Source organism: Bradyrhizobium erythrophlei, from assembly GCF_900142985.1.
GTDB lineage: Bacteria > Pseudomonadota > Alphaproteobacteria > Rhizobiales > Xanthobacteraceae > Bradyrhizobium > Bradyrhizobium erythrophlei_B.
In genome coordinates this window covers 3,521,511-3,545,591 of record NZ_LT670849.1, presented here as the reverse complement: position 1 = coordinate 3,545,591, position 24,081 = coordinate 3,521,511, and the positions used below count along the sequence as shown (strand labels likewise).

Genomic DNA, 24,081 nt, shown 5'->3' with positions numbered 1-24,081 from the left:
GAGCGGCGCGCTACTTCGTCAATAGCGCGAAGGCGCCGTTCCAGTCCTCTGGCGGCGGATTTTGCTGATAATCGTGAATCCGCGCTTCATAGAGCTTGTAGAGATAGTTGAGCGCGCCGGCTTCGTCTTTGCGCCGGCCGCGCTCGATCGAGGCCAGCGCCCCTTCCCAATCGCGGCTGCGATAACAGGCGAGCATCTCGATAGTGAGATTGCGCAACGTCTGGAATTTCGCCGAGTTGGCAACATCCAGACGCCCGGCGATGGCGTAAATGACCTCCGGCTCCTTCTTGCCTTTGACCATGATGAAGTCGAGCTCGAGAATGGCGAACTTGTCCTTGGCCGCGAGCGCCGTCTTCGAGCCCGCGATAATCGGAAAACCGTATTCCTTGGATTGACCTTCCAGGCGCGAGGCCAGATTGACGCTGTCGCCCAGAACCGAATAGTCGAAGCGCAGGTTCGAACCCATATTGCCGACGACGCAGACGCCGGTATTGAGGCCGACCCCGACATTGATCGGGATATAGACATGGCCACCGTTCTGCGCCTCGATTTCGCGATCCTTGTTGAGGGCGTCGATCTTCTCCAGCATGTCGAGCGCCGCATTGCAGGCGTTGACCTGGTGATCGTTGTCGTCGAGCGGCGCGTTCCAGAACGCCATGATCGCATCGCCCATATATTTATCGATGGTGCCCTTGCACGCCAGGATGGCGTCGGTGAGCGGCGTCAGGAAGCGGTTCATCAGGGCCGTCAGGCCCTGCGGATCGTGCTTGTAGGACTCCGAGATCGACGTGAAGCCGCGAACGTCGGAGAACATGATCGTCATCTCGCGCTCCTCGCCGCCGAGCTTGAGCTTTTCCGGCGAGTGCGCGAGCTGCTCGACGAGCGCCGGCGAAATGTACTGGCCGAAAGCCGAGCGTATCTGACGGCGCTGCCGCTGCTCCCTGACGAAGCTTGCAAAAATCAGCGTCAGATAGATCGCGGTGGTCGACAGCAGCGGATAGGTGAAGTCGATCAGCAGCCGATGCGCCTGATAGAAGTACCAGGACGAACCGAACAGCAGCGTGGCGAACACGGCGCCGACGCCGACGAGCGTGATGGGCCCGAAACTGGGTGCGAAGATGATGACCAGAATTCCGAGCACCATCGCGCCCAGGAATTCGACCGCGATCGCGTAACTCGGCTGGGCCAGCACCGCATGCGTCAGCGCCGCCTCCAGCACCTGGGCATGGATCTCCACCCCCGGCATCGCGGCCGAGACCGGCGTCGTCTTGAGGTCGTTCAGCGCCACTGCGGATGTGCCGATCAGGACCAGCTTGCCCCTGATCTTGTCGAGCGGCGCGGTGTTGTCGAGAACGCTCGCCGCCGACACGTAGATCGACGGATCCTGCCGCGCAAAGTGCACCCAGAGCTGGCCGTTCCTGTCGGTCGGCACGTCGAGCCCCCGGACCGCGAGACTCTTGACGCCAGCCTCGTCGTATTTGGCCAGGATCGTCGACGTCCCCGAAATCACCCGAAGCAATTCCATGCTCAATGATGGCATCATCTGGCCCTGCGCCCGCAGCATCATCGGCACCCGGCGAACGATGCCGTCGCGCTCGGGAACGATGGTGAGGAGGCCGCGGCCTGCGGCCACCTTTTCGAGCGGGGGGACGTTGCGCAACAGACCGGGAAACTCGTAGAAGCGCGGCTCCGCGCCCGCTTTGTCGCCGAGCGTCGCAAATCCCGTGAACGGAAGGTCCATGTCGAGTTCGGAGACCACGGACGCCAGACCCGTCTCGCCGAGCACCACGCGCGCCCGCCTGAGGGAATCGGCGAGGATCTGGTCGTTGCTCGGCAACTCCCGCAAACGGGTCCGGGTCAGTTCATCCAGATAACGCATGCTCTTGGCCGCGACATCCGGATTGAGCCGGTCAGGCTCGGAGAACACGATGTCGAAGGCAATCGCAACCGCGCCGAGATTGGCGAGGTTGATGACCATGTCGGCGATGGACGTGCGCGGCCACGGCCACTGTCCGAGCTTCTTCAGGCTCGGTTCGTCGATGTCGATGATGGTGACGGGGCGCGTCGTCTTCACGCGCGGCTCGAAGCGCTGGTAGAAGTCGAAGGTCCTGACCCGCAATTCCTCGATCGGCGCGAAATCGGCGAGGCGCAGCGCCGCGATGCCGACCAGCAAGACGAGGCAGATCAAGCGCGCGTAGCCGAATTTTCGGCTGAACCAGCGCCGGATGATTTTGAGACGTTTCATGCCGCTTCGATATCACGACATGCGGAATTGATCACGAATCTTGTTTCGGCGAATCGATGTGACGCCCCGACAGCGACGGCCGCGCACTTCGCGCAAAACCGTCCTAAACGACGTGGAAATCACTGGCGTGCAGCTGCGCTTTCAAAACGCCATTCAACGTAATGCTGTCATGAGCGTCGATGGCGATGATCGCATTTCCGTGGCCATCGTCGTGCGTAGCGTTCAGGATCGACTGGGCATTGGCGAAGATGGAGCTGGAGAACTTGATCGCATCTGCAGCCGGGTCAAAGTTTGTGATCGTGGAATGGCCGACGCCGGCGAAGTTGAAGACAAAGTTGTCGCCGGGTGCGGAGCCGCTCAAGACCTGGTTGGGGCCGCTGGCAACGACCGTGTTGGTCGGCGTCGGGCTGCTCGTATCGACCGGCGGATCGACGATCAGCGTACCGCCGGAGCCGTCGTTCTCGATGGTGAAGTTCGCCAGCTGATAGTTGCCGGTGAAGTTGATGCTGTCGAGCGCCTGCCCGTTCGCGTCATGCAGGGTCAGCGTTCCGCCGGTACCGGCGGCATTTTCCGTATAGGTCGTCTTGTCCGTCGCGACATTCGCGAAGTTGATGTCGGTAACATCAATCAAATCAGAGTTCGCAACCGTCCCGTCACCGGTGAAGCCTGTGATCGAGCCCGTGAAATCCTTGGAGTCGGCAAGCAGCAGCTCACCTGTGGTGCCGCTATTGTTGGTGAAGGTCACCGTGTTTGAGCTTGCCGCCGAGATGCTCAGGGTCTGATCGCTGTCGATCGTCACATTGCCGGTTGTCGAGGGATCGTCGAGCAATACCCCGCCGTGTCCGTCTGACGAAGTTTCGAACGATCCAGAACTATTCCCGGAAACTGCAAGCGAAACCTGATCCAGAGTATGGCCATGCGCGTCGGTCACCGTAACGGTAACCTCGCCGTTGGAATCGACCGCAGCTACGCGTTGGTGCGCCGACTGGGACGGATCGTAGTGCAAATCGGTGAGATCGACGTGGTTTTCCTGGCTCTCGGACGAAGCTTCGGTCAGGCCGGAGATCGTTCCGCCGAAGTGGTGAGAATCGTCGAGGATCAGCAGGCCGCTCGTGGACACGACATTACCATGCGGTCCAGGCGTGCCAAAATTCACGGTCACACCGGAATAGCCAGACCCGCCGAGTTCGAGTGTCGCGCCGCTGGCGACATCGAGGGTCGCAGTGCCGGTGAACGTGACGTTCTCGAGCTTGCTCGTGGTGCCCGTGAGCAACAGCGTGCCATTGTCGATAATCGTACCGCCATTGATGGTGGCGTCGAACAGCGTCAGCGTGCCGCCATGGTCAATCTGGATAGTGCCATTTGTGTTGGTAACGACTTCCTGGTCAATGCTGGTAACATTACCATGCGTATCCGTGTGGACTTCGCCACTGAAGACCGCGGAACTCTGTACTTCGAACGTGCCGGTGTTGGTGAACGGCGTGGGGTCGATCGTGAGCGTGCCGCTCACTTGAACGATATGGCCGGGGTTGATGATCGAGGCGCCGCTGATCGTGGTGGTTCCGGTCGTATCCAGAATACCGGAGACATCGAGCGTACCACCAGACATGGTGACGCCATTGAACGTAACGGTGTCGACGATGGTCAGCGTGCCGGAATTGCTGAAGCTCCCCGCCAGCGTCAGGTCGTCCAGGGTCATCGTGCCGAGGGTTAGCGTGCCGCTGGCGACCGTGATGCCGCCGTCGGTGCTGCTGATCGTCCCGCTGAATGTGGTCGAGGCATTTGTCAGTGTCAGCGTCTCGGCGCCGAGGGTGAGCGCGCCGTTGCCGGACAAGGTCACAATCGAGGCGCCCGAGGTCGTCGCCGAGATGTCGAAGGTGCCGTCATCGATGACATCGCTGGAGTGGGCGATCGAGCCCGAGCCCTTCAGCGCCAGCGTGCCACCATTGATCGTGGTGACGCCGGTGTAGGTATTGGTGCCGGTCAAGGTCTCGGTACCGGTCGTCAAGATCAGGCCGCCGCCCGTGCCGTCGATCACGCCGGAGAAGGTATCGTTGGCGTTGGTCAGCGTCAGCGTCTTTCCGCCGAGATGGACCTTGCCGGTGCTATTGCCCGACAGCGTCGTGATCGAGGCGCCCGAGGCCGTCAGCCCGGTGATATCGAAGGTGCCGTTGTCGGCGAGGCCGCTGGAGGCCGCGATCGAACCGGTGCCCGTCAGCGCCAGCGTCTCGCCAGACCCGATGGTGGTCGTGCCACCAAAGGTGTTGATGCCCGTGAGCGTCTCCGTGCCGGTGCCGTCGACCGTCAGGCCGCCACTGCCACTGATCACACCGGAGAAGATGCCGACGCCAGCCGTCAGCGTCAGCGTGTTGTTGCCAAGTATAACCTTGCCAGTGCTGTTGCCCGACAGCGTCACGATCGAGGTGCCGCTCGTCAGCCCGGAGATGTTGAAGGTGCCGTTGTCGGCGACGCCGCTGGAGGTTGCGATCGAGCCGGTGCCCGACAGCGCCAGCGTGCCACCATTGATCGTGGTGACGCCGGTGTAGGTATTGGTGCCGGTCAAGGTCTCGGTACCGGTCGTCAAGATCAGGCCGCCGCCCGTGCCGTCGATCACGCCGGAGAAGGTATCGTTGGCGTTGGTCAACGTCAGCGTCTTTCCGCCGAGATGGACCTTGCCGGTGCTATTGCCCGACAGCGTCGTGATCGAGGCGCCCGAGGCCGTCAGCCCGGTGATATCGAAGGTGCCGTTGTCGGCGAGGCCGCTGGAGGCCGCGATCGAACCGGTGCCCGTCAGCGCCAGCGTCTCGCCAGACCCGATGGTGGTCGTGCCACCAAAGGTGTTGATGCCCGTGAGCGTCTCCGTGCCGGTGCCGTCGACCGTCAGGCCGCCACTGCCACTGATCACACCGGAGAAGATGCCGACGCCAGCCGTCAGCGTCAGCGTGTTGTTGCCAAGTATAACCTTGCCAGTGCTGTTGCCCGACAGCGTCACGATCGAGGTGCCGCTCGTCAGCCCGGAGATGTTGAAGGTGCCGTTGTCGGCGACGCCGCTGGAGGTTGCGATCGAGCCGGTGCCCGACAGCGCCAGCGTGCCACCATTGATCGTGGTGACGCCGGTGTAGGTATTGGTGCCGGTCAAGGTCTCGGTACCGGTACCGGTCGTCAAGATCAGGCCGCCGCCCGTGCCGTCGATCACGCCGGAGAAGGTATCGTTGGCGTTGGTCAGCGTCAGCGTCTTTCCGCCGAGATGGACCTTGCCGGTGCTATTGCCCGACAGCGTCGTGATCGAGGCGCCCGAGGCCGTCAGCCCGGTGATATCGAAGGTGCCGTTGTCGACGAGGCCGCTGGAGGCCGCGATCGAACCGGTGCCCGTCAGCGCCAGCGTCTCGCCAGACCCGATGGTGGTCGCACCACCAAAGGTGTTGATGCCCGTGAGCGTCTCCGTGCCGGTGCCGTCGACCGTCAGGCCGCCACTGCCACTGATCACACCGGAGAAGATGCCGACGCCAGCCGTCAGCGTCAGCGTGTTGTTGCCAAGTATGACCTTGCCGGTGCTGTTGCCCGACAGCGTCACGATCGAAGTGCTGCTCGTCAGCCCGGAGATGTTGAAGGTGCCGTTGTCGGCGACGCCGCTGGAGGTTGCGATCGAGCCGGTGCCCGACAGCGCCAGCGTGCCACCATTGATCGTCGTTGCGCCGGTGTAGGTATTGGTGCCGGTCAAGGTCTCGGTACCGGTCGTCAAGATCAGGCCGCCGCCCGTGCCGTCGATCACGCCGGAGAAGGTATCGTTGGCGTTGGTCAACGTCAGCGTCTTTCCGCCGAGATGGACCTTGCCGGTGCTATTGCCCGACAGCGTCGTGATCGAGGCGCCCGAGGCCGTCAGCCCGGTGATATCGAAGGTGCCGTTGTCGGCGAGGCCGCTGGAGGCCGCGATCGAACCGGTGCCCGTCAGCGCCAGCGTCTCGCCAGACCCGATGGTGGTCGCACCACCAAAGGTGTTGATGCCCGTGAGCGTCTCCGTGCCGGTGCCATCGACCGTCAGGCCGCCACTGCCACTGATCACACCGGAGAAGATGCCGACGCCAGCCGTCAGCGTCAGCGTGTTGTTGCCAAGTATGACCTTGCCAGTGCTGTTGCCCGACAGCGTCACGATCGAGGTGCCGCTCGTCAGCCCGGAGATATCGAAGGTGCCGTCATCAATGACGCCGCTGGAGTCGGCAATCGAGCCCGAACCTGATAGCACCAGCGTGCCCGTGATCGTGGTCACGCCGCTATAGGTGTTGTCGCCCGTCAGAGTTAGCGTGCCGCCGCTCGCTGTCAGCGCACCCGAACCTGTAATGGCCGAGCCGATCGTGCCAAATCCTGCGATCGAGCCAACATCATCAATGGTACCGCCGGACAACGTCACGCCATCGAGCGTCACCGTATCCAGGGTCAGCGTCACCGCCGGATCGGTCGTGATGCCGCCCGTGACCGTGGCATTCTTGATCGTGCTGTCGGCGCTCACCGTCACCGCGGTGGCATCGTCGGTTCCGCCGGACAATGTCACGCCATCGAGCGTCACCGTGTCCAGCGTCAGCGTCACCGCCGGATCGGTCGTGATGCCGCCGGTCACCGTGGCATTCTTGATCGTGCTGTCGGCACTCACCGTCACCGCGGTGGCATCGTCAGTGCCACCGGACAGCGTCACGCCATCAAGCGTCACCGTATTCAGCGTCAATGTCACCGCCGGATCGGTCGTGATGCCGCCGGTCACCGTGGCATTCTTGATCGTGCTGTCGGCGCTCACCGTCACCGCGGTGGCATCGTCGGTTCCGCCGGACAATGTCACACCGTCGAGCGTCACCGTGTCCAGGGTCAGCGCCGCCGCCGGATCGGTCGTGATGTCGCCGGTAACGGTCGCATTCTTGATCGTGCTGTCGGCGCTCACCGTCACCGCGGTGGCATCGTCGGTTCCGCCGGACAATGTCACGCCATCGAGCGTCACCGTGTCCAGCGTCAGCGTCACCGCCGGATCGGTCGTGATGCCGCCGGTCACCGTGGCATTCTTGATCGTGCTGTCGGCACTCACCGTCACCGCGGTGGCATCGTCAGTGCCACCGGACAGCGTCACGCCATCAAGCGTCACCGTATTCAGCGTCAATGTCACCGCCGGATCGGTCGTGATGCCGCCGGTCACCGTGGCATTCTTGATCGTGCTGTCGGCGCTCACCGTCACTGCGGTGGCATCGTCGGTGCCACCGGACAGCGTCACGCCATCGAGCGTCACCGTATCCAGCGTCAGCGTCACCGCCGGATCGGTCGTGATGTCGCCGGTCACCGTGGCATTCTTGATCGTGCTGTCGGCGCTCACCGTCACCGCGGTGGCATCGTCGGTGCCACCGGACAGCGTCACACCGTCGAGCGTCACCGTGTCCAGTGTCAACGTCACCGCCGGATCGGTCGTGATGTCGCCGGTCACCGTGGCATTCTTGATCGTGCTGTCGGCGCTCACCGTCACCGCGGTGGCATCGTCGGTGCCACCGGACAGCGTCACACCATCGAGCGTCACCGTGTCCAGTGTCAACGTCACCGCCGGATCGGTCGTGATGTCGCCGGTCACCGTGGCATTCTTGATCGTGCTGTCGGCGCTCACCGTCACCGCGGTGGCATCGTCGGTGCCACCGGACAGCGTCACGCCATCGAGCGTCACCGTATCCAGCGTCAATGTCACCGCCGGATCGGTCGTGATGTCGCCGGTCACCGTGGCATTCTTGATCGTGCTGTCGGCGCTCACCGTCACCGCGGTGGCATCGTCGGTGCCACCGGACAGCGTCACGCCATCGAGCGTCACCGTATTCAGCGTCAGCGTCACCGCCGGATCGGTCGTGATGTCGCCGGTCACCGTGGCATTCTTGATCGTGCTGTCGGCGCTCACCGTCACTGCGGTGGCATCGTCGGTGCCACCGGACAGCGTCACGCCATCGAGCGTCACCGTATCCAGGGTCAGCGTCACCGCCGGATCGGTCGTGATGCCGCCGGTCACCGTGGCATTCTTGATCGTGCTGTCGGCACTCACCGTCACCGCGGTGGCATCGTCAGTGCCACCGGACAGCGTCACGCCATCAAGCGTCACCGTATTCAGCGTCAATGTCACCGCCGGATCGGTCGTGATGTCGCCGGTCACCGTCGCATTCTTGATCGTGCTGTCGGCGCTCACCGTCACCGCGGTCGCCGCATCGGTGCCACCGGACAATGTCACGCCGTCGAGCGTCACCGTGTCCAGGGTCAACGTCACCGCCGGATCGGTCGTGATGTCGCCGGTCACCGTGGCATTCTTGATCGTGCTGTCGGCGCTCACCGTCACCGCGGTGGCATCGTCGGTGCCACCGGACAGCGTCACGCCATCGAGCGTCACCGTATTCAGCGTCAGCGTCACCGCCGGATCGGTCGTGATGTCGCCGGTCACCGTGGCATTCTTGATCGTGCTGTCGGCGCTCACCGTCACTGCGGTGGCATCGTCGGTGCCACCGGACAGCGTCACGCCATCGAGCGTCACCGTATCCAGGGTCAGCGTCACCGCCGGATCGGTCGTGATGTCGCCGGTCACCGTGGCATTCTTGATCGTGCTGTCGGCGCTCACCGTCACCGCGGTCGCCGCATCGGTGCCACCGGACAATGTCACGCCGTCGAGCGTCACCGTGTCCAGGGTCAACGTCACCGCCGGATCGGTCGTGATGTCGCCGGTCACCGTGGCATTCTTGATCGTGCTGTCGGCGCTCACCGTCACCGCGGTGGCATCGTCGGTGCCACCGGACAGCGTCACGCCATCGAGCGTCACCGTATTCAGCGTCAGCGTCACCGCCGGATCGGTCGTGATGTCGCCGGTCACCGTGGCATTCTTGATCGTGCTGTCGGCGCTCACCGTCACTGCGGTGGCATCGTCGGTGCCACCGGACAGCGTCACGCCATCGAGCGTCACCGTATCCAGGGTCAGCGTCACCGCCGGATCGGTCGTGATGTCGCCGGTCACCGTGGCATTCTTGATCGTGCTGTCGGCGCTCACCGTCACCGCGGTGGCATCGTCGGTGCCACCGGACAGCGTCACGCCATCGAGCGTCACCGTATCCAGCGTCAATGTCACACCAGGATCGACCGTGACGTTGCCACCGGAAACAGTGACATTATCGAGCGTTGCACCCGCACCACTCGTTCCGGCCGCAACATCAAGCGTACCGTCGCCGGCGATCGTCACCTTGCCGTCGCTGACGATGGTGCCGTCGTCCAGCACAAGCGTCGAGCCGGCGCCGATCTTGATCATGCTTTCGGGCACGCCCGGCACGCCGATGACGGACACGTCGTCCAGTGTGGCGCCGGCGCTGCTCTCGATATCGAGGGTGCTGCCGCCGAAAACCTTGAGCGCACCATTTTCGATCTTGGTGCCGTTCTCCAGCACCAGGGTCGCTGCGCCCGCCTTACCGACTTCGATGAGGCTGGCCGGGTCCGGAGATGCGGCGTTGGTGCCGTCGACCTCCACATTGTTGAGCGTTACGCCCTTGCCGCTTTCAACATCGAGCGTGCCGCCACCCGCAATCGTCACCTTGCCGTCGGAAATGGTGGTGCCGACCGTGTGCCCTGAGCTATCGACTCCGTCCAGGATCTTCAGCGTGGCACCCTGGTCGATCTGCAACGTACCGTTAGTGCCCTTGTAGGAATTCTGGATATCGACCGCCACGTTGAACGTACTGCTGTCGGCGATTTCAATCGTCCCGGCGTTGGTGACGCTGGTTTGATCCTTGAAATCACCGCCCCCGCTCAGAACGAGCGAGCCGTAATTATCCAGGACGCTGCTCTTCAGCAACTCGGCGATGCCGCCGACCGTGATCGTTCCATAGTTGTCGATAATCGCTTGAGCGGTCGCGAGGACAAGAGGCTTATTGTGCGAGTCCGTCGCCGTGGACGTGTTCAGGTTCAGGTCACCGGAAATCGCCAGGGTGACGCCCGAGTTAACATGTAACGTCGGGCTTCCGATCCCGTCGCTGAAGTCGTTCATGCTCAGCGATTTGGCCTGCGCGTCGGCATCCACCGTCACCGGGAACGTCGCGGCCTTGGGGTTTACCTGATCGTTGCCGATAAACACATCGTCGGCCTTGGTCGGCGCCAGATCGCTTTCCCAATTGGCCGCGTCGCTCCAAAGCGCCGCACCGCCGTCAGGGATCGGATTGATATCGATCCAGGCCGTCACTGCCGGCTGGTTGCCTTCAATCGTAACGACGATGTTCTGCTGCGAGGTCGCGCCTTGCGAATCCGTCACGGTGACGGTGTAGGTCAGGATCAACTTCTCGCCATCGGGAACGAGGTCCGCCAGGTAGACCTCGAGATCCGCAAGCGTCCATTCGACCTGTCCGGTGCCGGTGCCCGTGCTGTCGTCCGCCGTCGTGATCTTGACGGTCACCGCGTCCGCGAACGCCTTGTAACGATCCGCCCCGACGATCTCACTGAGCGGCTGTCCGTTGAGCAGCGCGCTCGTCATTTCCACGCTGGGCGTGTGGGTGTCGGTCAGATCGGGATCGGTGAAGGCCAGCGTGCCGTTTGTCGCGGTGTCCGGGAACAGATTGCCACCACTGGTGTCGTGGCCGGCAGGAGCAAAGGTGATGTTCTGCTGCGGGCTGGTGAACTTCGGTACGTCGTTGCTGCCCGTGATCGTGATGGTGAACGTTTGCGATCCGGTCTGGTCGGCCGGCAGATAATTGTTATCGACGGTCGCATTGAAGGTCAGCGTCAGCGTCTCGTTCGCCGCGAGGAAATCGAAGGCGCCGTCGGCGATCTTGTAGATGTAGGAGGCCGTGCCATTGCCAACGCTATTGAAAGTGCCCTGGGTGACGGTGATGGCGTTTTCGACCGCCTTGATATCTGCAAGCTCCAGCGCGTTCAGCTTGGCGGTGATGTCCACCACCTGCCCTGAAGGCTGCTTCTGCGTATAGGAAAAGGAGGCAAACGACACCGACACCGTCGGATGATCGCTCGCATTGACGTCGAAGTAGTTGAATGTGCCGGTCGTCTTGTCGACCGCACTACTACCAGTCGTGACCGGCAGCTCGGTTATCTTGCCATCGCTGACCGTCGTGAAGAACGGCGCCTCGGCAATATGACTGATGTTCGCGCCGTTGTTCGCAGGTGGACCACTGGTCGGTGCTAGCGCGTTCGTAACCGTAAATTGCGGCAGGGTGCTGTTAACCAGGACGACTTTAACGATCCCGAACGGGGTCGGAATGATCGAGTCGGTAAAATGCTCGAGCGCCTTGGTGCTCGTGCTGTCGGAAAACTTCAGCGAGAATACATCGGTGATGAGCTTCTGGATCTCGGGCGACAGCGGCGACGTCGTCTGGCTCAACAGGCCATTCGAGATGTTGATCTGCTGCCCGGCCTTGTCGACCACGGCCAGCGGCGTCAGCGTCGTCTTGTCGAACAGGATGTAGGAGCCGGTGGTGCCGTCGGGCTCGACCAGAACCTGGAATTTCGCATCGTTCAATGCGAAGTCGATCTCGACCAGGACCGCGGTGCCGCGAATACCCATGGTCGCAACCGGCGTATCGACTTTCATGTCGCCGTGCTTGGCGGTTTCGCCGGCGACGAAGGTGATGGTGCCGGCCACCAGGCTCAGCAGTGACGAGTTGTTCGACCCGTTCGGGTCGTAGACCATCTCGTTCAGCACCATCCGCGAATTCGACGACAGGCCGAACACGGTGCCGTCGATAAAGGTGATGCCGAGCGTCGAATCCGCCCCAGACTGGACAACGTCGCCTTTTTCGACGTTGTCACCATTGTTGAGAATGATCGAGACGCCGTTGCGGGTCGCGGTCGCGGTGCCAACCAGCTTCGTTACATGGCCAATGACCTGGCTGCCGCCCGCAGCGCCACCAGCCTGCGCGATCTGAACCTGACCGGCCAACGCGTTGACGATATCGCCGGTGAGGAAAGCGCCATCGGTCGCAGCCAATGGCGCGTGCTTCTGGCCCTTGAAGTAGTCGTGGACGACGTACTCGTGGCCGTCGCCGGAAAGAACAAGGTCGACGCCTGCGCGTTTGAAGTCGCCTCTGAACAGCAACTCAGCGTCGGGAACGACGACCGCGTCCGACGGAACATGCGCGGCGTGCACCTTCTCAGAATAAAGGTGAGCGCCCGGGTGCTGACCCAGCGCATCAGAGACCGTGGCATCAAACTTGCCGAAGTAATTCACCCCGCCACCGCAATGGTTAATAAGTATATAATTTCAAAGATCTAAGCTTCCTTATCACCAGCGGGCCCATTGCGAAACCATCTCTTGCTTGCAAAAGGCCCAGTCTGACCGGCCCGGCACCAACGTGTCCAACGCATCTGTTCTACGAGCTCCACGTAAAGCGAGATATAGATTTCGGAATTTCATGCTCTACTCAGGTATTTCCATGCACCGCGGGAAAGTTCAAACGTATTAGCATGTATAGAATTCGATCATCTATACTGGATAGAGCTTTCCCCTAGCCCCCCTGGAGGTATACTGCTCCAGTTCCATCCGCGAGAGTGTGAACTGGATTACAGAATCCACAAACTTTCATCAAATTAGTCATACCGCGCGGAAAATGGTTCGACGCCTGCCAAGGGGCAGATTTCCCTAGAATTTTCTGCAAATCGGTAGGGTGCCCTTGAGCCTGTTTGGGACAATCCCCACGCAGCCCGCGGTCCTTAAGCTGAATAAAAGCTCCCCAGCCGATCATCCCGGCAAAACGATCCGGTCACGCACGGCTGACATAGCCGTGTCGAGACCCGGACGAAGGGGTGTCGAATGGGTGTCTTCATTATTGCACGGGCCTGGCGTTCGGTGGCCCTGGCTTTTGGCCTGATCTGCTTCGGCCCTGCGGCCAGTCTGAACGCGGGCACGCTGATCTCGCCCGGAACGTTCAACATGATGCGCAAATCAGCCGAGCCTTTCGGACTGTTGGCGATCAAATTGTCCGCGGGCGGCCTCAACGACAAGTGGAACGGTGTCGAGCGAAAGCTCGAAGACGATATGGTGCAGCTTGCGCTTTGCGACGGCGACCGCGAGCGTTGCGTGTCGCCGGCCGCCCTGCAATTCCTTGCCATCGTGGACAGCGGCAGAACCCGCGATGGCCGCGCCCGCTTTGGTGAAATCAATCGCGCCATCAATCTGGCGGTCAAGGCGACGAGCGACATGGCTCAGCATGGCCAGCCCGACGTCTGGAGTACGCCGCTTGCGACGTTTACCTCCGGTGCCGGCGATTGCGAGGACTACGCCATCGCCAAATTCGTAGCCCTGCGGATGGCCGGCATTTCGCCCGAAGACCTGCGGATCGTCGTGCTGCGCGACCAGATCCATGGCGAAGACCACGCCGCCGTGCTGGCGCGGCTCGACGGCCATTGGCTGATGCTGGACAACCGGCGCATGGCAATGATCGAAGACGTCGACGTCAGAAACCATCGGCCGCTGTTCGTGATCGGCGACGAGGGCGTCATGCGCTATGAGGAGCCGGTCCCAATCGCAGCGCGCCAGGATTTCGCGCCTGCCACGCCTGTGAATTTTGCGGCCCCGGTTGACGTCGCCTCAAGGGCCAACTGAACACGACGGCTATCCGCCGTCGCGGCAGCCATCAGCCTCATTTGTCGAGGCATTCGTTGACAAAGGCGCTGCGGTCCCGGCGCAGCACCTTGGCCTCATCGGCCTTTTTCGAGCACTGGAATAGTTTGAGCTGCTCGGCTCGGCGCTTTTCCGCCGCGTCACGATGTTCCGGCGCGACGGCGCCGGGATCGACAAGCTTGTCCGCGCCCGCATTCGGCGCCAGGATTGCAATGAGGCCGAGTTGCAGAACACATCCGACGAAAAGTCGGCGCGCTGCCGCGCGAGGCTGAAATGTCATGATTCAAATCTCGTTCGATCAAAATGAAGGCGGGACTGCTCCCGCCGGCTGAATGACAGGCCTACGGTATCACCCACGGCGGCTGGCATCAATTGACGCAGGCCTTGCAGCCCCACCTGTCCCAACAATTTCATTTCGCCGCGGCGGCCGAGAAGCTACGATGGCCAGGATTATCGTCTGGCTTTTCCTTTCGGGGGACAGGGATGCGGGCACTCGCACTGGCAATTGTGACGATCGGAATCGGACTGGCGCCGCCGGCCCATGCCGATAATGCCGACGCCGGCCGGCCGATCACCGATATCCTGCCCTTGTTCGCCAAGAACCAGTGCGAGGCGATCAAGGCGCCGGCGGACCAGTTGTTTTGCGGCGACCCGGCGCTCAATGCCGCCGGCGTCAAACTCAACGGCGCCATCTCCGAACGGCTGAACCGCATCCCGAACCGCCGCCTTGCGATCGAGGAAAACGCCGAGTGGATCAGGGACCGCAACTCCAGCTGCGGGATTCTCGGGCAGCAGCCCCTCAAGCGTGAGGACATCAAACCGGTCAAAAACTGTCTGCTGAAGGAGACCGAAGAGCGGATCGACATATTGGCGGACCCGAACTTCGACTGCCTCGCGGTCAATACCACCGCCGGTCTTTTGATTTGCAGCGATCCGACGCTTGCGCTGGCGAAGGCCGAGCTCAATGAAAAGGTGATGGGGGTCATCACCAAGCTCAAGGACAACGAGGCGCGGGACGCCTTCGACGAGTACGAACGCTGGACCCGCGAGCGCGATCGCAAGTGCGGCCTTGCGAACAAGGAAAATGTGCCGTTGCGCGAGCTTTCGCCCTCGGAAACCTGCCTGTCCGACTATTTTGCCGGGAAGACAGCGGAAGTCACGGCCGCCAAGGGCGACGCCAAGCGACTGTTCGGAAAACAGCTGATGTCGCCCGCGCCAAACGCGGATGCGGTCGATCTGTGCGTGGCGCAAATTCACGCGTCGGGAGCGTGCGGGAATTTTCTTGCCGTCAACCGCGTCCTTGAAATCGATGGCAAACAGACCGGTGACAGCGCCGAGGTGGTCAGTTCCATTGAGATGGTGGTTGTCTCGCCGTTCACGGCGTGCAGCCCGATTGCATCGAACTGCACCGGCACCTGCTGGGATTTGAAATCCGGAAAGCCGAAGTCGACGCCAGGAAGCCGCGAGCAATTCCGGGTCGGCTATCGCTTGCGGATCGAAAAGTCATTCGCCTTTCAGAAGAACGGCAGCGGCTGGCGCTGCAACGCCACGACGATTCCTCCGGTGGAAGTCGGCATTGCCTTGAGCGGGCCGTGATAGCCGCCAGGCTGCTCGATCCAAAGACGGGATTTCGGCCAGCGAAACGTGCGCGAGCTTATTTCGCGTGGCGGAAGGAGCCGCAACGCAAGTATCAATCCGCGCACCTTTGATTGACGGAAGAGTCTGGCGCGGCATACGATTGCCGGCAGATCCGTTAGAGATCAAAATGGGAGGGACTGATGATGCGCTCGCCGTATGCCGCTTCTGCTCGCCGTTTTTTCTCCGATACCGCCGCCAGATTATCAGGTCCGCCGCATCTGACGCGCGCGGCCGTCGCAATCGGCTTCAGTCTTGCGATTTCCGGCGGCGTCGCCGTCGCTCAGAAGATGGACAAGGGCTCGGCCGATCACATCAAGGCAGCGACGTCGGCGGTCGATGCCAATTTCGTCAAGGCCAATACGTCGACCTCAAAGGACTGGCCCACCATCGGGCTCGATTACGCCGAAACGCGCTTCAGCAAGCTGAACCAGATCAATACCGGCAATGTCAAAAACCTCGGTCTGAAGTGGACCTATAATCTCGAATCGGTTCGCGGCATCGAGGCAACGCCGCTGGTGGTCGACGGCATCATGTATGTGAGCGCCTCATGGAGCGTGGTTCACGCCATCGACGCCCGCACCGGAAAGCGCATCTGGAGCTACGATCCCGGCGTCAACCGCGAGATCGGCTACAAAGGCTGTTGCGACGTCGTCAACCGTGGCGTCGCGCTTTACAAGGGCAAGATCTTCGTCGGCGCCTATGACGGACGCCTGGTCGCGATCGACGCCGTCACCGGCAAGAAGATCTGGGAAAAAGATACCGTCATCGATCACTCGCACTCCTACACCATCACCGGCGCGCCACGCGTGGTGAAGGGCAAGGTGCTGATCGGAAATGGCGGCGCCGAATATGGCGCGCGCGGCTATCTGACCGCCTATGACGCTGAAACCGGCGAACAGGCATGGCGCTGGTTCGTGGTGCCCGGAGACCCGAGCAAGCCGTTCGAAGATGAATCGATGGAGAAGGCCGCCAAGACCTGGGACCCCTCCGGCAAGTGGTGGGTCAATGGCGGCGGCGGCACGCCGTGGGATACGATGACGTACGATCCCGACCTGAACCTCGTCTATATCGGCACCGGCAACGGATCACCCTGGAATCGCAACCTGCGAAGCCCGGCCGGCGGCGACAATCTCTATCTCGCGTCGCTAGTGGCGCTGAACGCCGATACCGGCAAATACGTCTGGCACTATCAGGAAACGCCCGGCGACAACTGGGACTACACCTCGACCCAGCCGATGATCCTCGCCGACATCAAGGTCGACGGACGGCCGCGCAAGGTGATCCTGCATGCGCCGAAGAACGGCTTCTTCTTCGTCATCGATCGCACCAACGGCAAGTTCATCTCGGCGAAGAATTTCGTCGATGTGAACTGGGCAACTGGCTTTGACGCCGACGGACGGCCGATGGAGGTCACCGCGGCGCGCTCGCCGGACCAGTCCTTTGACAGCATTCCGGGCCCGTTCGGGGCGCACAACTGGCACCCGATGTCCTACAATCCGCAAACCGGCCTTGTCTATCTGCCGGCGCATGGCGTGCCGCTCAACCTCACCGGCGAAAAGACGCTGACGCAGAATGCGGCCGCGCCGTTCAAGTTCGGCGCCACCACCGGCTGGAACGTCGGCTTCACACTCAACGCGGCGCCGCCGAAGAACCTGCCGTTCGGACGGCTGATCGCGTGGGATCCGGTGAAGCAGAAGGAGGCCTGGCATCAGGAATATGTTGCCCCGTGGAACGGCGGGACGCTGACGACCGCCGGCAACCTCGTATTCCAGGGCACAGCCGATGCACGTTTCATCGCCTACAACGCAACGACAGGTGAAAAGCTCTGGGAGACGCCGACCGGCACGGGCGCGGTCGCGGCGGCCTCGACCTATCTGATCGATGGCGTGCAATATGTATCGATCGCGGTCGGATGGGGCGGCGTGTTCGGCATCACGCAACACGTCGCCGACAAGGAGGCGCCCGGCACGGTCTATACTTTCGCGGTCGGAGCCAAGGCGCCGTTGCCGGAGTTCACCAAGTACCAACTTGGCAATCTGCTGGCGGGCGTCAAATACGATCCCAAGGACGTTCCGGAAGGCACTGCACTTTATGTCGAGGCCTGCGCCACCTGTCACGGCGTGCCCGGTGTCGACAAAGGCGGCAACGTCAAGAACCTCGGCTACGTCTCGACGGAAACCATCGCCAACCTGAAGGACATGGTCTTCAAGGGGCCCTTCACCGACAAGGGCATGCCGGACTTCACCGGCAAGCTGACCGAGGCCGATGTCGTCAAGATCCAGGCTTTCATTCAGGGAACAGCCGACGCTGTGCGTCCCAAACCCGCCGAGCCCGACAAGAAGGCGGATGCGGCGCCACAGAAGTAACGCCACGCAAGAGATACGCGCGGTTACTCGCGCGTATCTTTCAATTTGGATGCCCCGATTCACCGCACCGCAATGGTTTCCGGTCCATGGTTCCAGCTGGCTGTAACCAGGACCGCGCGGCATCATGGCTTCCCATCCATCAGCCCTCGAAGTGCGAGGGTTAACAAAGCGTTTTGACCGCCCGGCCGTCGATGCGCTCGATCTCATCGTTCGGTCAGGCGAATTCTATGCCCTGCTCGGCCCGAACGGCGCTGGCAAGACGACGACGCTGCGCATGGTCGCTGGCCTGCTCCAGCCCGACGCCGGTTCGATCGCGATCGCGGGCATCGATGCGCTGAGAGATCCGGTCGCCGCCAAGCAAGTGACGGCCTGGGTCTCGGACGAGCCGATGATCTACGACAAGCTGACGCCACTCGAATATCTCGAATTCGTCGCCGGTCTCTGGGGCGTTGATCCCGTGCTCGCCGAGCGCTCGGCGCGCGCATTGCTCGTCTCGCTCGGCCTGGAAGCAAACATGCACGAGCGCTGCGAAGGATTTTCCAAGGGCATGCGCCAGAAGGTCGCGCTGGCTGGTGCTCTCATTCATGACCCGCGCCTGATCATTCTGGACGAACCGTTGACCGGTCTTGACGCGGTGTCCGCCCGTCACGTCAAGGGGCTGCTCGGCGAGCGCGTGCGAGCGGGATGCACGGTCATCATGACCACACATATTCTCGAAGTCGCAGAGCGCATGGCGGACCGCATTGGCGTGATCACGTCGGGAAGGCTTGTCGCCGAAGGCACGCTGGCCGAGCTTCGCCAGCAGAACGGCCGGAACGACACCAGCCTCGAAGACGTGTTCATCGCGCTCGTCCACAGCGAGGCGGCAGCCGCATGACGTCCCTCGCGCTAAGCTGGTTTGCCCGGCACGAGATCCGGCTGGCGTGGCGTGAATGGCTGGCAATGATGACGGGCGGGCGGCGCGGACGCCGCCGCGCCGTGATTATCGGCCTCGTGGTGTTTGGAGGGCTGCTGCACATACCGGCCTATGCCGTGATCGGGCGCTATGCCACGCTGGAAGCCCCGCTCGACAAGCCGGCGTTGATCGTGATGACCGCCACGATCTTCCTTGCGTGGGCGTTGATGCTGTCGCAGGCGATCGAATCCGTGACGCGGGTGTTCTACGCCCGTTCCGATCTCGATCTCATCATGTCTTCGCCTGTCGCGCTCACCAATGTTTTTTCGGTACGGCTCGCCGCCATCGCGCTTTCGATCACCGCGATGGCGATGTTGCTGGCAACGCCGTTCGTCGACGTTCTCATACTTGGCGGCGGCTTGCGCTGGCTCGCCGTCTATGGCGTCGTGATCGCTGTTGGCCTGACTGCGGCTGCGGTCGCCATCGCCATCACTATCCTGCTGTTTCGGACCATCGGCCCGCGGCGAACGCGCTTTGTCGCCCAGATCGTCGCCGCTGTGATCGGGGCCGGCTTTGTCATCGCGCTGCAGATCGCGGCGATCATGTCCTACGGCACGCTGTCACGCTTCGCAGTTCTCACCTCGGACACCGTCGCCGGTTTGGCGCCTGGACCTGACAGCATGCTCTGGTGGCCAGCCCGCGCGGCGCTTGGCGATGGCGAGGCGCTGTTGCTGCTGCTGGCAGTTTCGCTGTTGCTGCTTGGCGCCGTCATGGCCGGCTTTTCGGCGCATTTTGCCGACACCGCCGTCCGCGCCTCGACCAGCACCAACGCCACGCACCGCAATTCCCGCAAGCGCGCATTTCGATCGGGATCGCGGCAACAGGCGTTGCGGCGCAAGGAATTGATGCTGCTCGGCCGCGACCCATGGCTGGTGTCGCAAAGCCTGATGCAACTGCTTTACCTGGTGCCGCCCGCCGTCCTGCTGTGGCGAAGCTTTAGCGACAGTTCGGTCGCGATCATGCTGATTACGCCCGTCATCGTAATGGCCGCGGGGCAACTTGCCGGCGGCCTTGGGTGGTTGACGATTTCGGGCGAAGACGCGCCTGATCTTGTCACGGCCGCGCCGCTGCCGCCGTCCCGGCTGATCCGGGCGAAGATCGAGGTGGTGCTGCTCGTGATCGGCGCCTTGTTCGCGCCGCTGGTATTTGCGCTGCTGTTTGCCTCGCCTGAACAGGCGGCCATCACGGCCGCGGGCGTCCTCGTCGCGGCGGCATCGGCCACCGCGATCCAGCTCTGGTTCCGCGTGCAGGCGCGCCGCGCTCAATTCCGTCGCCGCCAGACATCGTCGCGGTTTGCGACCTTCGCCGAAGCCTTTTCCTCGATCGGATGGGCTGCGACCTCGGCGCTGGCGCTAACGCTTCCGGTGGCCGCACTGGTGACTGGACTGATGACCTCGATCCTTCTCGCGGCGACCTGGAAATTCAGTCCGCGGCGCCACTAAGGCGGCGCTTCACGCCTTCAACACGTCCATCACAGCCGTCGCAAAAGCTTCCGGCTCTTCCTGCGGCAGGTTATGTCCGGCGTGCGGAATAACGCGATGGGCGACCCGGCGGCCAAATTTCGCCGCGTGCGCGGTGCCGTCGGTCGGCGGATTGACGCCATCCGCATCGCCGTCGAGGGTAATGGTGGGAGCCGCGATAACCGGCTGCGCCGCGAGACGCCGCTCCAGATCGGCATAGCGCGGATCGCCGTCCACGAGGCCGTAGCGATGGCGATAGCTGTGGATCACGACATCGACATAGTCGGGATTGTCGAAGGCGGCCGCGGTCCGCTCGAAGGTGGCTTCGTCGAAGTGCCAATTCGGCGACCACTGCCGCCACAGGATCTTGGCGATCTCGCGCCGGCTGGCCACAAGGCCTGCGCGGCCGCGCTCAATCTGGAAATAATACTGATACCAATAAGCGACTTCGCGCGTCGGCTTGGCCGGCGTCATCGCGTGCGCGATGTCCTGGATGGCGTAGCCGTTCACCGTCACCAGTCCTGCGCAGCGTTCGGGCCACAGCGCGGCGGCGACACAGGCGGCGCGCCCGCCCCAGTCATAGCCGGCAAAGACCGCGCGCTGAATTTTCAGCGCATCGATCAGCGCGATCAGATCGGCACCGACGGCAGCCTGTTCACCCGAGCGTGGCGTTTTGGAATCCAGAAAACGGGTGGGGCCATAGCCGCGCACATAGGGGACAATGACGCGGCAGCCCCTGGCGGCCAGTTGCGGGGCGACATCGACGTAGGCGTGAATGTCGTAAGGGAAGCCGTGCAGGAGAACCACGGCGGGACCCGCGGCAGGCCCCTCTTCGTAGTAGGAAATATTGAGAACGCCGGCATCGACGGAGCGAAGTGGCTCCAGGCGACGTGACGAAGGCGCACGCGGCGACCGGGTTTGGCCTGCGCCATCATCGGCCGCACGCGCCTGGGAAAACTCCATCGCAAACCCTCCTGACATGGCCGCGCCGATCATGAGTAGATGACGGCGGTTGCGGTCGACGGACTCTGGCATTCGGAACTCCGGCATCGGCACTCTGGCTGCAAGAACCGCCCGGAATCTAGCCGGAAAGTGCGGTACGTGCTCATTCAAATAGCATCGTCCCCGGCACTTTGCCGTCAGCCCAGACATGCGCGATCGTCAGCATGACGGTTCACACTTTCGCCGCTAGAGTGGTCGCGAAAAGCACAGGGTTGCGCGTTCCGATGTTGCGTGTCGTTGCGGTTGTCTTCGGCCTGTTGGGGCTTTCGCTCTCGATGGCGGCTGCCCAGGATGCCCCGCGCGGCAGCGAATGCCTCGCGATGGCGCAATCGCCGCTCCGCGTTACCCCGGTGTCGCTGCCTCTCGCGGCCGCGAAGGCCGAAGAAGTCACGATCACCTATGCCGGCCATTCGACCTACTACATCGATACGCCCGGGGGGTTGCGGATCGCGACTGACTTCAGCGGCGCCTACACCACCGGCCGCATGCCCGACATCGTCACCATGAACCGGGCGCACAGCACGCATTACTCGCTATTTCCTGACCCGCGCATTGCTCACGTCTTTCACGGCTGGACCGACGATGGCTCTCCGGCCCGGATCAACGAGCGCATCGGTGACGTGCTCGTTCGCAATGTGACCACCGACATCCGCCGCTACTTCATGGACGATTCCAGCGGTGAGATGATCAAGGACGGCAACTCGATCTTCATTTTCGAGGTCGCCGGACTTTGTATCGGCCATCTCGGCCACCTGCACCACAAGCTTACCGACAGCCATTTCGCCGCGATCGGCCGGCTCGACATCGTGATGGTGCCGATCGACGGCGCCTACACCATGTCGCTCGACGGCGTCTCCGAGATCACGCGGCGCTTGCGCGCCTCGGTCGTTCTGCCGATGCATCGCTTCGCCACGCCGCTCGACGAGTTCATGCGCCGGATCGGCCAGCAATTCGCCATCGACGAGCGGACCGAACGCAGCCTGACGATCTCGCGGGAGTCCTTGCCTCAAGCGCCGACAGTGATCATTCTTCGCGGCGTCTAACCAACAAGAAATCACCGCGAGGAAATTCATGGTCGCCAGCACTTTGCCGTCCGCCAAAACCGGCCTTTATGCCGATCCGCGGCCCGACTGGCTGGCCCAGCACCAGGAGGACGTGCTCGACGGCGGGCGTGTGATTGTCGATCCGCATCATCATTTGTGGGACCGCGGCGGCCAACGCTACCTGCTCGACGACATCACGACCGACATCGCCTCCGGCCACAACGTGGTTGCAACCGTCTATGTCGAGGCGCGTTCGATGTACCGCGCCAGCGGACCTGAAGCGTTTCGTCCCGTGGGCGAAGTGGAATTCGCCAACGGCGCGGCGGCGATGAGCGCGAGCGGCGGCTATGGCCCGGCCGCGGTCTGCGCCGGCATCGTCGGCCATGTCAACCTGCTATCGGGTGAAGACGCGCGCGCAGTGCTTGATGCGGAAATATCCGCAGGTGGAGGCCGCTTCCGCGGCATCCGGCATTCTGTCGCCTGGGATTCCGATCCCAACGTCGCGCATATGTACGCGACGCGGCCGAAAGGGCTTCTGCTTGATCCGACGTTCCGAAAAGGCTTTGCCTGCCTCGCGCCGCTCGGCTTGAGCTTTGACGCGTGGCTGTTTCATCCGCAGATCGGCGAACTCACCGACCTCGCGCGCGCCTTTCCCGATACACAGATCGTGCTCGACCATTGCGGCGGGCCGGCCGGCACCGGACAATATGCCAATCGGCGCGAAGAGATTTTCCCGACCTGGAAGGCATCGATCCGCGAGATCGCGAAATGCCCGAATGTCGTCGTCAAGCTCGGCGGGCTCGCGATGTGCCTGCTGGGCTATGACTTCCACGAGCGCGCGCGGCCACCGTCCTCGGAAGAACTGGCTACAGTGTGGCGGCCATATATAGAGACATGCATCGAGGCATTCGGCGTCGATCGCGCGATGTTCGAGAGCAACTTTCCGCCCGACAAAGGCCAGTGCAGTTATCAGGTCATCTTCAACGCCTTCAAGCGCATCGCCACTCCGCTAAGCGAGGCGGAGAAAGACGCGCTGTTCTCGAAAACGGCGATGAAGGTTTACCGACTGAAGCTCGAGTAACCGTCAGATAGTGGCGTGACCGGCCAAAGGCTCAGGTCGAGGCTAGACCCGGCGCCACCCGCTTCTCGGACAGGAACACGACGCGCTTGATCTTGTTGTATACTTTTGCAGCGAAACCCAGAATGAACGGTTGGGTGGTCCGGCAGAAGGCGAGCTTGCGAACGCGTCCTTCGACATGCCACCTGGCATGGGCGCCGTCGCGGAAGAAGATGACGTCGCCAGGTCCATAACGGGTCGGGCTCATCGCGTCGTTTTCGAGCACGATCGAACCTTCCAGGATCATGATCGTTTCATCGAAATCGTAATACCAGTTGAATTTGCCTTCGCTGCATTCCCACACGATGGTGGAGGCAAGGCCATCGGCGCTTTGCGACAGCACGCAGGATTGCGCGACCGGATTACCCTCGATGATCCAGGACGGCTCGATCGGCCTCGGCGAGAGGTTGACCACGACATTGTTGGTTTCGATCAGTTCCATCTGCGTCCCTTAACCCGAACAAATTCTTAAAATGCGCCGGGATTGGCCCGGCGTGTTGGGAGGGCAAGCTAATAACAAGATTTTAAACTTTTCTTAGCGGGCGCTGTGACAATCCGCCCTAGTGGTCCGATTCCAATATTCGCATCCCTTCGCAGCCGGCACTTTTGCGAATGTTGGAATCAGAGGACCACTAGCAAATACA

General features: G+C 62.3%; 12 protein-coding genes. 7 read left to right on the top strand and 5 right to left on the bottom strand.

The window, feature by feature from the left end:
- Positions 1-10: 10 nt before the first annotated feature.
- A complete protein-coding gene (locus BUA38_RS16495) occupies positions 11-2,245 on the bottom strand; it encodes a CHASE2 domain-containing protein (protein WP_072819278.1) in 2,235 nt (744 codons plus the stop codon).
- A gap of 103 nt (positions 2,246-2,348) precedes the next feature.
- Entirely contained in the window at positions 2,349-12,464 is a 10,116-nt protein-coding gene (locus tag BUA38_RS16490; RefSeq protein WP_072819276.1) for an autotransporter-associated beta strand repeat-containing protein, read from the bottom strand.
- Positions 12,465-13,046: 582 nt separating this feature from the next.
- On the opposite strand from BUA38_RS16490, the gene BUA38_RS16485 reads away from it, so the two are divergent.
- On the top strand, positions 13,047-13,838 hold the full coding sequence (locus BUA38_RS16485; RefSeq protein WP_072819264.1) for a transglutaminase-like cysteine peptidase: 792 nt from the start codon (positions 13,047-13,049) through the stop codon (positions 13,836-13,838).
- A 37-nt stretch (positions 13,839-13,875) separates the two neighbouring features.
- On the opposite strand, the gene BUA38_RS16480 is transcribed toward BUA38_RS16485, so the two are convergent.
- Entirely contained in the window at positions 13,876-14,136 is a 261-nt protein-coding gene (locus BUA38_RS16480; protein ID WP_072819261.1) for a hypothetical protein, read from the bottom strand.
- 203 nt (positions 14,137-14,339) lie between these two features.
- Here BUA38_RS16480 and BUA38_RS16475 point away from each other — a divergent pair, with 203 nt between their 5' ends.
- The 4 genes from BUA38_RS16475 (at position 14,340) to BUA38_RS16460 (ending at position 20,257) form a co-directional block, all read left to right on the top strand.
- Positions 14,340-15,452, top strand: a complete 1,113-nt coding sequence (locus tag BUA38_RS16475; RefSeq protein ID WP_072819259.1) for a lysozyme inhibitor LprI family protein — start codon at positions 14,340-14,342, stop codon at positions 15,450-15,452.
- Positions 15,453-15,781: 329 nt separating this feature from the next.
- Entirely contained in the window at positions 15,782-17,860 is a 2,079-nt protein-coding gene (locus BUA38_RS16470) for a PQQ-dependent dehydrogenase, methanol/ethanol family (RefSeq protein ID WP_425304979.1), read from the top strand.
- A gap of 124 nt (positions 17,861-17,984) precedes the next feature.
- Entirely contained in the window at positions 17,985-18,737 is a 753-nt protein-coding gene (locus BUA38_RS16465) for an ABC transporter ATP-binding protein (protein WP_072819256.1), read from the top strand.
- Complete coding sequence (locus BUA38_RS16460) at positions 18,734-20,257, top strand: permease (protein WP_072819254.1); 1,524 nt, start codon at positions 18,734-18,736, stop codon at positions 20,255-20,257. The genes BUA38_RS16465 and BUA38_RS16460 overlap by 4 nt, the downstream gene beginning before the upstream one ends.
- Before the next feature lie 9 nt (positions 20,258-20,266).
- Here the strand turns inward: BUA38_RS16460 and BUA38_RS16455 are convergent, their stop codons facing one another.
- Positions 20,267-21,310 carry an alpha/beta fold hydrolase gene (locus BUA38_RS16455; RefSeq protein WP_083587603.1) on the bottom strand — a complete coding sequence of 348 codons (1,044 nt, stop codon included), beginning with the start codon at positions 21,308-21,310 and terminating at the stop codon, positions 20,267-20,269.
- A gap of 191 nt (positions 21,311-21,501) precedes the next feature.
- On the opposite strand from BUA38_RS16455, the gene BUA38_RS16450 reads away from it, so the two are divergent.
- Positions 21,502-22,320, top strand: coding sequence for an MBL fold metallo-hydrolase (locus BUA38_RS16450; RefSeq protein ID WP_072819252.1), 819 nt, complete (start codon positions 21,502-21,504; stop codon positions 22,318-22,320).
- Positions 22,321-22,348: 28 nt separating this feature from the next.
- Positions 22,349-23,401, top strand: a complete 1,053-nt coding sequence (locus tag BUA38_RS16445) for an amidohydrolase family protein (RefSeq protein WP_072819251.1) — start codon at positions 22,349-22,351, stop codon at positions 23,399-23,401.
- A 31-nt stretch (positions 23,402-23,432) separates the two neighbouring features.
- Here the strand turns inward: BUA38_RS16445 and BUA38_RS16440 are convergent, their stop codons facing one another.
- A complete protein-coding gene (locus tag BUA38_RS16440; RefSeq protein WP_072819249.1) occupies positions 23,433-23,879 on the bottom strand; it encodes a cupin domain-containing protein in 447 nt (148 codons plus the stop codon).
- Between the last annotated feature and the right edge of the window lie 202 nt (positions 23,880-24,081).

What these genes read in the sequence shown, in the direction of transcription:
- BUA38_RS16495 (WP_072819278.1), bottom strand. Translation starts at nt 2,245, where the DNA reads ATGAAACGTCTCAAAATCATCCGGCGCTGGTTCAGCCGAAAATTCGGC.
- BUA38_RS16485 (WP_072819264.1), top strand. Translation starts at nt 13,047, where the DNA reads ATGGGTGTCTTCATTATTGCACGGGCCTGGCGTTCGGTGGCCCTGGCT.
- BUA38_RS16480 (WP_072819261.1), bottom strand. Translation starts at nt 14,136, where the DNA reads ATGACATTTCAGCCTCGCGCGGCAGCGCGCCGACTTTTCGTCGGATGT.
- BUA38_RS16475 (WP_072819259.1), top strand. Translation starts at nt 14,340, where the DNA reads ATGCGGGCACTCGCACTGGCAATTGTGACGATCGGAATCGGACTGGCG.
- BUA38_RS16470 (WP_425304979.1), top strand. Translation starts at nt 15,782, where the DNA reads ATGGACAAGGGCTCGGCCGATCACATCAAGGCAGCGACGTCGGCGGTC.
- BUA38_RS16465 (WP_072819256.1), top strand. Translation starts at nt 17,985, where the DNA reads ATGGCTTCCCATCCATCAGCCCTCGAAGTGCGAGGGTTAACAAAGCGT.
- BUA38_RS16460 (WP_072819254.1), top strand. Translation starts at nt 18,734, where the DNA reads ATGACGTCCCTCGCGCTAAGCTGGTTTGCCCGGCACGAGATCCGGCTG.
- BUA38_RS16455 (WP_083587603.1), bottom strand. Translation starts at nt 21,310, where the DNA reads ATGCCAGAGTCCGTCGACCGCAACCGCCGTCATCTACTCATGATCGGC.
- BUA38_RS16450 (WP_072819252.1), top strand. Translation starts at nt 21,502, where the DNA reads ATGTTGCGTGTCGTTGCGGTTGTCTTCGGCCTGTTGGGGCTTTCGCTC.
- BUA38_RS16445 (WP_072819251.1), top strand. Translation starts at nt 22,349, where the DNA reads ATGGTCGCCAGCACTTTGCCGTCCGCCAAAACCGGCCTTTATGCCGAT.
- BUA38_RS16440 (WP_072819249.1), bottom strand. Translation starts at nt 23,879, where the DNA reads ATGGAACTGATCGAAACCAACAATGTCGTGGTCAACCTCTCGCCGAGG.